The sequence below is a fragment of the Chryseobacterium sp. HNCC26DJ238 genome, from assembly GCF_057180465.1.
In genome coordinates this window covers 146554-160345 of record NZ_JBXUGI010000003.1, presented here as the reverse complement: position 1 = coordinate 160345, position 13792 = coordinate 146554, and the positions used below count along the sequence as shown (strand labels likewise).

Below are 13792 nucleotides of genomic sequence, written 5' to 3'. Positions count from 1 at the left end.
TATGAGAATATTAATCATAGGTGAAGGTGGAAGAGAATCTGCACTGGCAGCAAAACTTCAGAAAGACAACCGAGTTACTAAAATGTTTTTTGCCAACGGAAATGCATCTACAGATGCAATGGGGCAGAATGTTCATATGTCAGAGATCAAAGAATTGAGAGATTTTGCGATCAAGGAAAAGGTGGATCTTACGATTGTAGGTCCGGAAGCTCCTCTGGTTGCAGGTTTGAAGGATGAATTCAAGAAACATGATCTAAAAGTTTTCGGTCCTAACCAGAAAGTGGCAAGCCTTGAGGGAAGCAAAGCTTTCTCAAAGAAATTTATGCAGACCTATGATATCAAAACAGCAAAAGCTGTAGTATTTGATTCTTACAACGAAGCTAAAGAATACGTACAGACTCAGGAATATCCGTTGGTGATCAAGGCAAGCGGTCTTGCAGGCGGAAAAGGGGTGGTGATCTGCGATACGCTTGAAGAAGCTGAAGCGACCATTCATGACTTTATGATCCGCAGAATCTATGGGGATGCAGGTATCCGTTTAGTGATCGAAGAATATCTGGTTGGTTTTGAAGCTTCAATTATTGCATTCTCCAATGGTGATAAAATATTCCCGTGTATCGCTGCAAAAGATTACAAGAAAGCAGGGAACGGTGATAAAGGTCCTAACACAGGAGGGATGGGTTCAGTAGCTCCAAGCCCGGAATTTACTGCAGAACATACCGCTGATTTCGAAAAAAATATTTTAGAACCTACCCTTACCGGTCTTAAAGCAGAAGGTTTCAGTTTTAAAGGAATCATCTTCTTCGGATTGATGGTTACCAAAAACGGAACGTATCTTTTAGAATACAATATGAGATTCGGCGATCCTGAAACTCAGGTTTTGATGGCTTTGATGGAAAATAATCTGTTAGACGTTATCAACGACTGTATGAACGGAAAAGAGCTTGACCTTAAATTCAAGGATGAGAAAGCGGTCTGCCTGGTAATGTGTTCAGGAGGTTATCCTGGAAACATTGAAACAGGATTTGAGATTACAGGAATAGAAAAAGCAAAACACAGTCAGGTGTTGTGTGCAGGAGCTGTCAAAAAAGGAGATAAAATAGTTTCTAACGGTGGAAGAGTGATGAATGTAGTGGCCACCGGAGCTACTTACGAAGAAGCCAGAAAGAAAGTATATGAAGATGCTCTTCACGTTCACTTTGATTACAGTTTTTACAGAGAAGACATCGGTAAATTTTAATATAATGCCCTGATTTTTCGGGGCTTTTTTGTTAGAAGCCGGGAACCTGCCGGAAGTTTAACCTGATCTCTTCCATCAAGGCTACTAACTATCTCATCAGATTGATTCCTAAGAAGAGGACAGGAAAAAGTAAGAGAAAGAAAACAGTCACAAATGCTTTGCAGCAGTCAGGAAGGGCAAGACAGACGGTTCCGGGTGAAACCCGGTGAATGGATCAGTTATTACTGATTATTCATTACATTTATAAAGTATCAATCATCATTTATCAATTATAAAAATGCACAACGGTATTATCATATTAGATTTCGGATCTCAGTACAACCAGCTTATCGGAAGAAGAATCCGTGAGATGGGCGTGTATTCTGAAATTTTACCTTTCAATACACCTTTAGTAACCATATTGGAGAGACAGCCTAAAGGGATTATTCTTTCCGGAGGACCAAGTTCTGTAAATGCGGAAAATGCTCATCTGGTTGAAAAAGAATTGTATGAACAGGGAATTCCTGTTTTGGGAATCTGCTACGGAATGCAGCTCACCGCTCACCTTTTAGGAGGTAAAGTTCACAAAGGACAGAAAGGAGAATACGGCAAAGCTCATCTTGATATTGTAAAAGAAAGTTCACTACTCAGAGGGGTTACCCAAAACTCAGTAGTCTGGATGAGTCACTTTGACGAAGTGGGAGAACTGCCTGAAGGTTTTGAACTCAACGCAAAATCAGGAGTTGTGGCTTCAATTTCCAATGAAGATAAAAAAATATACTGCGTACAGTTCCATCCCGAAGTTTCCCATACGGAAGAAGGCGGAAAAATGCTTGAAAACTTCGTTTTTGCCATCTGCGATGCAGAAAAGAACTGGAAATTGACCAATTACATTGATAAGACCGTTGAAGAAATCCGCGAAAGGGTAGGTGATAACAAAGTGATCCTCGGACTGTCAGGAGGGGTGGATTCTTCAGTGGCTGCGGTTCTGATTCATAAGGCAATCGGAGATCAGCTGCAATGTATCTTTGTTGATACAGGACTGTTAAGAAAAGATGAAGATGTGAAAGTAATGGAAAACTATGGAGAGCATTTCCACATGAACATCAAACTTGTTGATGCGAAAGAAAGATTTTTATCAAAACTGGCAGGAGTAGACGATCCTGAAAAGAAAAGAAAAATCATCGGAAACGAATTTATTCATGTTTTTGATGAAGAATCCCATAAAATTGAAGGGGCTAAATTCTTAGCGCAGGGAACCATTTATCCTGACGTGATCGAAAGTCAGTCTGTCAACGGACCTTCAGCAGTAATCAAATCCCACCACAATGTTGGAGGACTGCCGGAAGAAATGGAATTTGAGTTGTTGGAACCTTTAAGAGAACTTTTCAAAGACGAAGTGAGAAAAGTAGGTGAAGAATTGGGTATTCCTCATCATTTGGTACACAGACATCCTTTCCCGGGTCCAGGTTTGGGAATCAGAATTTTAGGAGCTGTAGACGCTGAAAAAGTGAAGATCCTTCAGGAAGCTGATGACATCTTCATCGAAGAATTATACAAAAATGATTTGTATGAGAAAGTCTCTCAGGCGTTTGTTGTTCTTCTTCCCGTTAAATCAGTAGGCGTGATGGGAGATGAAAGAACGTATGAATATACTGCTGTGGTTCGTTCCGCCAATACCATCGACTTTATGACCGCAACATGGAGCAGACTTCCTTACGAATTTTTAGATACGGTTTCAAGCAGGATCATCAATGAAGTAAGAGGAATCAACAGAGTAGCTTATGATATTTCAAGCAAACCACCTGCAACCATTGAATGGGAGTAATTTTTGACTTGAATTTTAATATAAATCCTGCCATTTGGCGGGATTTTTTGTTTTATGGATATCAATCTTAAAATTAAGCGCATGAAAAATATTTCAATCGTAGGTATTTTACTGGTTTATTCGGATGTGACAAAAACCAGGAAAAGATCATTATTCTGAAAGAGATAAAGTTGTAAATGATGCATGGAACTGTATATAAAATACAATAAAGAAAAAAAACAGTTGAATTCATCAATATTTGTGAAGTATTGATGTCAGATTATATACCCTAAACATATCAGCTTATCAAGGCTGTGTGTATTAAATTGAATTAAAATCCCTACGATCTGACTAAAATATTTCTTACCTTAGATTTCTATAATACATTAAATTTTTTTAAATAAACAACCCAAAACTTTAAATTTAGGCATTGAGAAAGCTTCTTATCCATTTTAAATTCAGGATTAATCAAAGTCTAAGACTGTTTAATTTAAACCCAAAAATCAGTCTTCCTGCCTTTCTGATATTTGGCTGTCTGATGGTGGTGAAATTTCCAGTAACAGCTCTGTATCCATTTTTATTTTTTGTTCTTGTATTTATCTTTCATATTAACAGAAAGGATATTCCGTTTCTGCAAAAAGTGTTCATAAAAAATTGGAGATGGATGATTGTGCTGGAATCAGTGCTCATTTATTTTATCTTTTTGATGGCGAATATCAATTACAGAATAGACAGGTATGCTTTTTTATTTTTAGCGGCTTTAGGTTTATTTGCCTATTTCTATCCCAAAAAACAAATCCGTTTCGGACTGAAATGGAATTTGATTCCAACGTTTCTGTTTGAGTGGAAAAGCTATCTGAGAAAAAATACATTGGTGTTTATATCAGGCTACATCATTCTCATCCTGTCCTCATATAATCAGGCCAGTCTTATCCTGTTCGGGATTTTTATGTTTGATTTTATAGGAGCTTTATTTGAACCCAATGAGAGCAAAGAAATGCTGGAAATTTATTTTAAAAAATATGATCTCAGATTTAAGCTTCAAAAAAATATGCTCTTTTTCAATATTCTTTTAGCACCGGTTTATCTAGTTTTTACCGTTTTAAATAGTACAGAAAGCATATACCTTTTATATTATATGATATTTATGAATCTTTATCTGCTTTTGATTCTCACCAGAAAATATAAGCTCTATCATTACAGAGAAAAAGGAAATAATTACGGTATGATCGTTTTTCTTGAATACTTTTTTTGCAGTATATTGGTCATTCCAGCTGTTTTTATCATCTTTAAGAATCTCAGACAAGCGAAACAAAATATCAGAATGTATGTTGGAAATTAAAAACCTATCAGTCAGTTTTAAGGATAAACAGGTATTAAAAGATCTGAATCTGAATGTAGTAGAAGGTTCTGTTATCGGCTTATTGGGAAAAAATGGAGCCGGGAAAACGACATTGTTTGAATCGCTGTATCAGAATCAAAAATACACTGGTGAAATTCTTTGGAATAATGAAAAACTCAAAAGAAAAAGTATTTCTTATCTCGAAACTGAAAACTACTTTTATCCGTACATTACAGGAAAAGAGTATTTAGAGTATTTCTCTGGAGACGGATCTCAATCGATTAACGGACTGATCAAACAATTTCAGTTGCCACTCAATAAATTTGTACAGGAGTACTCCAGCGGAATGAAAAAGAAAATTGCATTGATGGGAATGCTGATGCTCGATAAGCCGATAAATATTCTTGACGAACCTTTTAACGGAGTCGATTTTGAAGGCGTTCATATTTTGTACGAAATCATCCGTGAGCTGAAAAATAAAAATAAAATAGCAGTCATAAGTTCGCATATTATTGAAACTTTATTTCATACCTGCGACAAAATTGCAATTCTGGAAGAAGGCATTATTAAAGAGATATATGAGCACTCAGATTTTGATAAGCTGCGCAGTTTTAAATTTTAAGAATGGATGAGTTCATAGTTTTAAAGCTTATTCCGGACATTTTTATGATTATTTTTCTACATTTGTTCAATGAAGATAGCATTTCTTGGCCCCCATGCCAGTTTTACGCAGTTGGCAGCCTCACAGATTTTCCCGGATGAAGAATTAATTCCTCAGTCAAGTATTCTTGACTGTTTCAATGCAGTAAAGAATAATGAAGTGGATAAGGCAGTCGTTCCTTTGGAAAATTCGATTGAAGGAACGGTTTCCATGACACTGGATTACCTTTATGATTTTGATGTGTATATAGAGACTGAACTGGTAATGCCCATTGCCCATCATCTGATGATTCATCCCGGTAATGATGGTTTTGAGAAGATCATTTCTCATCCACAGGCATTGGCCCAGACTTTTCATTTCAGATATGATCATTATAAGGATATCCCGTCGCAGGATTATAATTCAACCGCTGCTTCAGCTAAACTCGTTTCTGAGAATCCAAACGAAAAATGGGCAGCCGTTGCAAACCGGTATTCTGCAAAACTTTATGGATTAAAGATTATCCACGAAAATATTCAGGATTTCGAACAGAACCATACCAAGTTTATTGTTATATCCAAAGTAAAATCAGCATTACAGCTTCCTCTGCCAAAGACATCAGAAAAAACGTCTCTTATCATCACACTTCCTGAAGACCATGCCGGAGGGCTGCACCAGGTACTTTCTGTATTTGCATGGCGAAAAATGAACCTCTCCAAAATAGAAAGCAGAACTTTAAAGACAGGTCTGGGAAATTACTTTTTCTTCATTAATGTAGCCAGCGAATGGCATCCCGTTTTATCTCAGCATGCCATTGATGAGATCATTGCTTTAGGATCCACTGTGAAATTTTTAGGACATTATGATGAATATGTCTTTGCAGAATAGATTTGTTTATTTACATTTACTTTTAATGCTTTTTAATAATGAAGTTTAGCAGAAAACAAATTTCCAAAGCTGGAGAAAAATTGATTACATCTAAATCTGATATAGAAATTGAAGAAGCATTAAATATAATAAATATTTGGAGAACTAATCATCTTCATCCATTAGTTGTGTTAAAAAATAGTCTTGTAAGATTACTATCTAAAATTAATATCGAACCAAAACTTGTTTCACAGAGACTTAAACGCTTAACATCAATAGAATATAAGCTAGATTTAAATCCAAGTATGGGATTAGGTGGGATGCAAGATATTGGTGGTTATCGTGCTGTTTTAAGAGATGTTAAAGAATTGGATAAACTTCACAATGCTCTTATATCTCAAAGAAGTATTCATAAATTGGAAAAAGTTGTTGATTATGTAGAGAAGCCTAAAAATACTGGTTACAGAAGTATTCATTATATTTATAAATATTCCTCAACTAAAGAAGAGTATGACGAATTAAAAATTGAATTACAAATTAGAACAAAATTACAACATAATTGGGCAACAGCTGTTGAAACAGCTGGAATTATAACAAAGACTTCTTTAAAGTCAAACCAAGGTCCCGATGAGTGGTTGGATTTCTTTAAAGTTGTTAGCTCTCTATTTGCTATGAAAGAAAAACTTCCAGTTATGGAAGAGCACGAAAAACTTCTTATGGAACAACTAATGGTAAGGTGTTATAATTATTGTACGGATTTAAATATTCTTAATAAGCTTAAAGCTATAAGGGTTTCAACTAATAGAATTGAAACGGATAAATTTCCTGGAGATTATTATTTGCTAAATATTGATTTGATAAATATGTCAGTTCATATTAAAATTTACAATAAACACCAATTTCAAGGTGCTACAAATGAATATTTGCGATTAGAAAAAAGTATAAAAGAAAATGAAAATGCTGTTGTTTTAGTTTCTGCATCATCATTAAAAATGTTAAAAAAGGCCTATCCAAGTTATTTTTTAGATACATCTGAATTTATTCAAGCAATTGAAAAGATGAATACTAATTGCTTAGAGAGAGGGTATATAAAAGTGAAGTAGCAATCTTTAAATTTATTGTAACCTTTTTGAATATATTAGATAATATCTTAAAATTATGTTTGACAAACAACAGCGAAAGCTGAAAAGATCTGCTCGTTTAATCTCCGTTTTAAGTAAATACGGATTCAAAGATATGATTGCCAGAATGGGTAAGAAACCTGAAGAAGGTTCTGCTCAGCCTGATGAAATCATTTCTAAAGGAACGGTTCATGAAAGGATCAGACTGGTTCTTGAGGAACTGGGGCCGACTTTTGTGAAGCTCGGACAGACGTTCAGTAACCGTGAAGATTTACTTCCACCCGAATTGATTCAGGAACTCCAGAAACTCCAGGATCGGGTAGAAACCGTCGAAATGAATGTTGAGGAAATTTTGGAAAATGAATTTAATATTTCCGTTAAAGACCATTTTTCAGAAATTATTGCAAAACCTCTGGCAACCGCATCTATAGCACAGGTATACAGAGGAACTCTGATCTCAGGCGAAGAAGTTATTCTGAAAATCAAAAAACCAGATGTTCAAAGTGTTATTGAAGATGATCTGCTGCTGATCAAAGATTTGGTAAAACTGATCTCAACATATTCCGAAATCGGTTCAAAGCTGAATCTGAAACAGGCCATTGCTACCTTTGAAAAATCTTTGTTGGAAGAGGTTTCCCTTGTGAATGAGAGAAATAATATTAAGCAGTTTGCTCTGAATTTTAAAAATAATAAAGAAACATACGTCCCCGTATTATATGACGAGTTTTCCAACAACAATGTGTTGTGTATGGAATTTATCGACGGAATAAAAGTTACTGATAAAGCCGGATTATTAGAGCATAACATCAGTCCGGTAGTGGTTTCTGAAGTTGGACTGAAACTGTTCGTTTCTCAGATTTTAGATTACGGTTTTTTCCATGCAGATCCGCACGCCGGAAATATTCTTGTCAGAAAAGATGGAAAAGTGGTTTTCATTGATTTCGGTGCTGTTGGCAAAATTCAGCCCAATGATAAGGAGATCCTGGAAAGTTTAATCGTTGCTTTTGTTGCCAGGAATTCTAATAAAATCGTAAGATCTTTAAAAAAGATGGCCGTCAGTTATGAGATTCCGGATGAACGAAGATTTGAAAACGATGTAGAAGAAGTTCTGAATTTTGTTCACAGTACTTCCCTTAAAGATATCGATCCGAATACCATCATCAACAAAATGAAAGATGTATTGAAAGACAATCAGCTGTACATGCCCGATTATTTTTATCTTCTTTTCAAAGGAATCGGACTGATAGAAGGAGTAGGAAGAACCATCAATCCTGACCTGGATATCGTGAAAAGCCTTCATCCTTACACGAAAAAAATCCTTACCCGAAAAATAAGTCCGAAAAAACTCTTCAAATCCGGAATGGATAAACTAATGAACTTCACAGATAACGTGGATGAAATTCCGAAAGAAATGCGTTCAGTATTACAGAAACTGGATGATAATAAATTTACGATATCCAGTGAGATCAAAAATATTGAAAAAACGAATCAGCTGATTAAATCAAGTATTGTCAATTTAATTTTAGCGATGATTTTAGGTGCAAATATTATTGCAACTGCGATTGTTTTTGTTTCAGAGTCAGGACCGAGAATCGGAGAAATGTCTTTGGTGGCGGTTTTAGGATTTTGTTTTTCAGTTTTGCTTGTTGTGATTCTTTTACTGAGGATTACCAGAAAATAAAAATATACAGGATGATGATTAAATTAGTATCCGCGATCACTTCAGTGTTTTTTTCTCTACTGATAAGCGTTCAGGAAAAGAGGGATGAAGGTCTTTTAGGAGATTTTGACGGTAACGGAACTAAAGAATATGCCTATATCAAGCTTCAGGATTGCAACGATGAATGTGATGGAAAATGTGAATCTGTTATTTATTTCAGTGACAAAAAATTAAAGTCATTTACTATTTCTCCCGCAAAAAGCGGTACACTCTATAACCTTAAAGATTTAAATAGTGATGGAAAAGACGATATCGGATTCTATCCAAATTGGTGTACGAGCTGTTGGCATCCCTTTTATGTTTATACGTTTAATAAAGAAGGTTGGAAACCTCTTCTCGAGCCTATCTCCACTCATTGTTCCCAATGGGAGAGCGATGCGTTTCCAATTGTAAAGGATCCCAGGAAAAAAGGTTTCGTCATTGTTACGAAAAGTGAATTTGTGAATGATGATATTCAGTTGGTCACTAAAAGTTTCAGGATTAAATAGTTCATCAAAACGAATTCTGTTTGTCGTTAGATTTATAGATTCACTGAAAAGAATAAATAGATTTTTGATAAAAATAAGGTTGTTTTGGAACCAAATTTACAATCGAATTAATTGCCTATCTTTGCAAAATGGAAAAACTCACTTTTGCAGATTTTGACCTTCCGGTTAAAGTTCTTGATGTTTTAGCAGATTTAAATTTATTTGAGCCAACTCCAATTCAGGAGAAAAGTATCGGGCCTATTCTTTCCGGAAGGGATGTGATGGGTATTGCGCAGACGGGAACCGGAAAAACGTTAGCGTATCTTTTGCCGGTACTGAAGACCTGGAAATACAATAAAACAGGTAATCCGACCGTTGTTGTTCTCGTTCCGACGAGAGAATTAGTGGTTCAGGTATCCGAAATCGTTGAAAAACTGACAGAAAATATCACTGCAAGGGTCATCGGAATTTACGGTGGTAAAAATATCAATACGCAAAAGCTCTTGTTCAATGACGGTTGTGATATTTTAGTGGGAACTCCGGGCAGGATCATGGATCTTGCTATTGATAATGCAATTTCCCTGAGAGAAGTCCAAAAGCTGATTATTGATGAGTTCGATGAAATGCTTAACCTTGGTTTCAGACCGCAGCTGACCCATATCTTCGAAATGATGAGAGAAAAGAGGCAGAATATCCTGTTTTCTGCTACGATGACAGAAGCCGTTGACGAAATGCTTGCCCAGTATTTTGCGGGTCCTATTGAAATTTCACTGGCAAAATCGGGGACTCCTCTTGAGAAGATTGAGCAAACCGCCTATAAAGTGGAAAACTTTAATACAAAAATCAATTTGTTAGAATATTTGTTGAAGAACAATGAAGATATGTCTAAAGTTTTGATTTTTACCAACAATAAAAAGAATGCCGATTTACTGCTGACGAAAATAGAAGAACTTTTTCCTGAAGAATTTGATGTCATTCACTCGAATAAATCTCAAAACTACAGGTTGAAGGCAATGAAAAGCTTTGAAAATGAAGAGATCAGAGGTTTGATCACCACTGATGTAATGGCTCGTGGTCTCGATATTTCAAACATTACCCATGTCATCAATTTTGAAACTCCGGAAGTACAGGAACAGTATATTCACAGGATTGGTCGTACTGGTAGGGCAGATAAAGACGGTAAAGCAATTACTTTTGTGATAAAAAAGGAAGAAACTCTGGTACTTGACATCGAATTACTGATGGATAAAGAACTGAGATATATTGATTTCCCGTCAGAAGTGAAGATCAACCCTAAAAAGATTGCATCAGAGGAGGATGTTATATTGATGAAAAATCCTGCACAGGGGAAACTGTTTGACGGAGGGGGAGCCTTTCACGAGAAAAAAGATAAAAACAAGAAGGAAAACTGGGGAGGACCTACCAAAAGAAAAGCGCCTAAAAAATTCGGTGCCAACAGATCACAGCAGAAAGCAATCTCAAAATCCAAGAGAAAGAAATAAAGAAAAGCGATTCCGGTTCCGGAATCGCTTTTAGTTTGTCAGGTAATCTTTCGTGATTCCCTCATAGACTACTTCATATAAGGTTTCATAACCTTTGTCCAAAGTTGATAACCCTGAGGAGTCATGTGAAGCATATCCTCTACAAATAGGTCTTTTCTGACGTTGCCATTGCCGTCATTCATCACTTTTGTGATATCTATAAATGCTGCGTTCTTTTCTTTGTTCATAAATTCCGCAATTCTCTTATTGGCTTCTTTCATTTGAGGCCACAGATGTTCCCGGCTTGGAGAATATTTGATTGAGATATAATCCACCTCGATCTTAGGAAACTTTTTCCGTACTTTTCTGTAAAATGTTTTGAATCTTTCCACCACGACGCCGGCTTTCAGCTGAGCATCATCGGCAAAATCATTTTCACCACAGTATATTATAATCTGCTTTGGCCGATAAGGATTTAATAAATCTTCTGAATAATCATTTAAATCTGTTAATCGGGAGCCGCCAAAACCTCTGTTGATGATCGTTTTTCCCGGAAAATACGAGGATACGTCCTGCCATTTGGTAAATGATGAACTTCCGATCAGAAGAATCGCATTTTTAGGTGGTGCAGATTCCTGATCTGCTTTTTTGAAATTCTGGATGTCCTGCCAGTACATTGGTTTTTTTTCCTGGGAAAAAAGCAGGATAAAGGTCAGCACTAAAAATGCTGCAAAAATCTTCTTCATTGTTATATAAATTTAGTTGGAATAAATATAACAAAAAACTCCCGAAAATTTCGGGAGTCTGTTTTATTTATCTGACATAGCTGATGTATGTGTAATCGATGACGGTATCTCCGTTCTGATCTATATTATCTGACAGTGTCATCAGCTTCATTTCTGTACTGCTCAGGATAATGACCTTCAATTTTGTTTCGTTATCATTATTCAGTTTAATTACTAATTCTTTGTTTTCAGCATTATAGGTATAAGAGCCTTCAGTTTTAGTACTTGTGCAGGTAGTTCCTACCCCGGTCATTGCGGTATAAGCTGCGTAATAATCAATTCTGAACTCTGTAGTACTCTTTGCACTGCATCCAGTAGGTATATCGGTCGAAAGTACAGTTTTATTGTCTTTTCCGGAAATAACTTCCGACTTTGTCGTCTTCCATTCACCTTTCAGCATATCCAATTCATAGTTTTGGACATCATCATCCTCACAAGAACTAAGCGCTAAGGCTGAAAAGGCAAACAAAAGTAAGTATTTTTTCATTTTCACAAATTTAATAATGTGCTAAAATATAAATAAATTTGAAATATTTATAATGAAATGTAGCTTTTTTAAACTTATGTTTACAAAAAAAACAATTTTTCTTTATTTAAAGACAAATCGGTGGAGATAACCTCAGAAAGAATAATATTTTGTTTTTAAAATAATCCTGTTGTTTAGTAGCTCATTTCTACAATCTTATAAGCATCCTGGGGAGTTAGATTTTTATTTTCCCCCAGTCCAAGCCAGTTTCTTTCAGTAAAAGCTTTCTCAACACGTTCTGCGGTATTTTGGTAATTCTCTGTATAATCAGACAATTTGGTTTGAATATCAAGGCTGTGAAAAAATTCTTCCATTTTTTTGATGGCTGCCTCTGCTTTTTCTTCTACAGTACCCTCTGTAATTTTCCATACTCTTTCTGCATACTGAGCCAGTTTTTCTTTTTTCGTTTCGAAATTATACCGGTAATGAGAAGGGGCGATGACAGCGAGTGTTCTTGCATGGTCAATTCCGTAGTAAGCAGTAAGCTCATGTCCCATTGCGTGAACCGCCCAGTCGGTGATCACTCCTTTCTGAATGAGTCCGTTAAGAGCCATGGTGCAACACCACATAAAGTTTCCTGCAGCATTATAATCAAAATCATCAGCCATGACCGTTGGTGCAGTTTCCTGTAAGCTGATTAAGATGCTTTCTGCTATCCTTTCCTGAAGATCCGCAGAAGAGGGTGATGTCATATATTGTTCTAAAACATGGGTGTATGCATCCGCAATTCCGTTGGCAATTTGTTTTTTTGGAATTGATCTGATCACCTCAGGATCCAGGACCGAAAACCGGGGAAATAATCCGGGACCTCCTGATGAGAGTTTTTCATTGGTTTCCCTTCTTGAGATTACATATCCTGAATTCATTTCAGAACCCGTAGCGGGTAAGGTCAGTATTGTGCCAAATGGCATACCTTCACCTTCCAGTGTTCTTACAGGTTTTTTCAGAATTTCCCAGGGATTACCTTCATAATGAGCTGCAGCTGAAAGGAATTTCACCCCATCAATTACAGAACCACCACCTACCGCAAGCAAATAGTTGATATTGTTTTCCTTGATCAGTTCTAAAGCCTTAACCAGAACTTCATATTCTGGATTCGCAGGAACACCGCCAAACTCCACAAGGTCATGATGTTTAAGGGCCTCCTTTACCTGATCGTAAACACCGTTTTTTTTAATACTTCCACCTCCATAGACCATTAAGATCTTAGCATCTAGAGGCAGTTCATTTGAAATTTTGGAGATTTCACCTTTACCGAAAAGTATTTTTGTTGGATTTTTTAACTCGAAATTAAGCATTGTTCTGTATTTATACAGACCAAAGTTACGCATTGAAAAACTAAATTTCTGTTAACGAAAGTGTAAAATTTTACCTTCTGATAGTATTGTTTATGAATTTATTTATCCCTATTTATCGGATATTATTTCGTGCTGTTCTGCATTTTTTTCTGAAGAAAAATATGAGCAGTTCTTACTTTTATTTCATCCTTTACCTTTTTCAGCTGAAGAATCACATAGATGAAAACAGGAATAAAAAGAAGTGGTAATGCAGTGAAAATGCTAATATCGTTCTCTAATGTCATATATATGGCAATTCCTGTAATGACAAAAAAAGAAATAGTAAAGAATAGAACAATAAACTTATGTTTTTTTTCAGTCTTCCTTAACTCTTCAAGACTTTGATCTGAAAGTATTTTCTTCTGCATGTAATATCTTTTGATTTGGAAAACAAATTTAAGAAAAAATGTATTATAAGTCAAATAAAATTCCCGGTTTGATGAATGTAGATTGTTTAATTATCTGGTAATCAATGATTTT

The 13792-nt window shown here is 35.9% G+C and carries 13 protein-coding genes; 9 read left to right on the top strand and 4 right to left on the bottom strand.

Features of this window, described 5'->3' with window-relative positions; all coding sequences use genetic code 11:
* The first annotated feature begins 1 nt into the window (after position 1).
* The 9 genes from purD to AC2A07_RS03755 all read left to right on the top strand — a co-directional run bounded on the left by purD (position 2) and on the right by AC2A07_RS03755 (position 10685).
* Positions 2-1240, top strand: a complete 1239-nt coding sequence (purD, locus tag AC2A07_RS03795) for a phosphoribosylamine--glycine ligase (RefSeq protein ID WP_484049283.1) — start codon at positions 2-4, stop codon at positions 1238-1240.
* Positions 1241-1517: 277 nt separating this feature from the next.
* On the top strand, positions 1518-3047 hold the full coding sequence (guaA, locus tag AC2A07_RS03790) for a glutamine-hydrolyzing GMP synthase (RefSeq protein WP_484049282.1): 1530 nt from the start codon (positions 1518-1520) through the stop codon (positions 3045-3047).
* A gap of 643 nt (positions 3048-3690) precedes the next feature.
* Positions 3691-4368 (top strand): hypothetical protein, encoded by a 678-nt coding sequence (locus AC2A07_RS03785; RefSeq protein WP_484049281.1) that lies wholly within the window; start codon positions 3691-3693, stop codon positions 4366-4368.
* On the top strand, positions 4355-4990 hold the full coding sequence (locus AC2A07_RS03780) for an ABC transporter ATP-binding protein (protein ID WP_484049280.1): 636 nt from the start codon (positions 4355-4357) through the stop codon (positions 4988-4990). Before AC2A07_RS03785 ends, AC2A07_RS03780 begins: the two co-directional genes overlap by 14 nt.
* A gap of 69 nt (positions 4991-5059) precedes the next feature.
* Positions 5060-5896, top strand: coding sequence for a prephenate dehydratase (pheA, locus tag AC2A07_RS03775; protein WP_484049279.1), 837 nt, complete (start codon positions 5060-5062; stop codon positions 5894-5896).
* A gap of 38 nt (positions 5897-5934) precedes the next feature.
* Positions 5935-6978: a RelA/SpoT domain-containing protein gene (locus AC2A07_RS03770; protein WP_484049278.1), complete on the top strand. Its 1044-nt coding sequence runs from the start codon at positions 5935-5937 to the stop codon at positions 6976-6978.
* 55 nt (positions 6979-7033) lie between these two features.
* Positions 7034-8677, top strand: a complete 1644-nt coding sequence (locus tag AC2A07_RS03765) for an ABC1 kinase family protein (RefSeq protein ID WP_484049277.1) — start codon at positions 7034-7036, stop codon at positions 8675-8677.
* An 11-nt stretch (positions 8678-8688) separates the two neighbouring features.
* A complete protein-coding gene (locus tag AC2A07_RS03760; RefSeq protein WP_484049276.1) occupies positions 8689-9204 on the top strand; it encodes a hypothetical protein in 516 nt (171 codons plus the stop codon).
* A 128-nt stretch (positions 9205-9332) separates the two neighbouring features.
* Positions 9333-10685, top strand: coding sequence for a DEAD/DEAH box helicase (locus tag AC2A07_RS03755; RefSeq protein ID WP_484049275.1), 1353 nt, complete (start codon positions 9333-9335; stop codon positions 10683-10685).
* Positions 10686-10753: 68 nt separating this feature from the next.
* Here the strand turns inward: AC2A07_RS03755 and AC2A07_RS03750 are convergent, their stop codons facing one another.
* The 4 genes from AC2A07_RS03750 to AC2A07_RS03735 form a co-directional block, all read right to left on the bottom strand.
* The gene (locus AC2A07_RS03750; protein WP_484049274.1) at positions 10754-11410 is read right to left on the bottom strand and encodes a GDSL-type esterase/lipase family protein; all 657 of its coding nucleotides are present in this window, start codon (positions 11408-11410) and stop codon (positions 10754-10756) included.
* A gap of 67 nt (positions 11411-11477) precedes the next feature.
* Positions 11478-11936, bottom strand: a complete 459-nt coding sequence (locus tag AC2A07_RS03745) for a lipocalin-like domain-containing protein (protein ID WP_484049273.1) — start codon at positions 11934-11936, stop codon at positions 11478-11480.
* 173 nt (positions 11937-12109) lie between these two features.
* Positions 12110-13273: an iron-containing alcohol dehydrogenase gene (locus tag AC2A07_RS03740; protein ID WP_484049272.1), complete on the bottom strand. Its 1164-nt coding sequence runs from the start codon at positions 13271-13273 to the stop codon at positions 12110-12112.
* Positions 13274-13395: 122 nt separating this feature from the next.
* The gene (locus tag AC2A07_RS03735; protein WP_484049271.1) at positions 13396-13680 is read right to left on the bottom strand and encodes a hypothetical protein; all 285 of its coding nucleotides are present in this window, start codon (positions 13678-13680) and stop codon (positions 13396-13398) included.
* Positions 13681-13792: the final 112 nt, after the last annotated feature.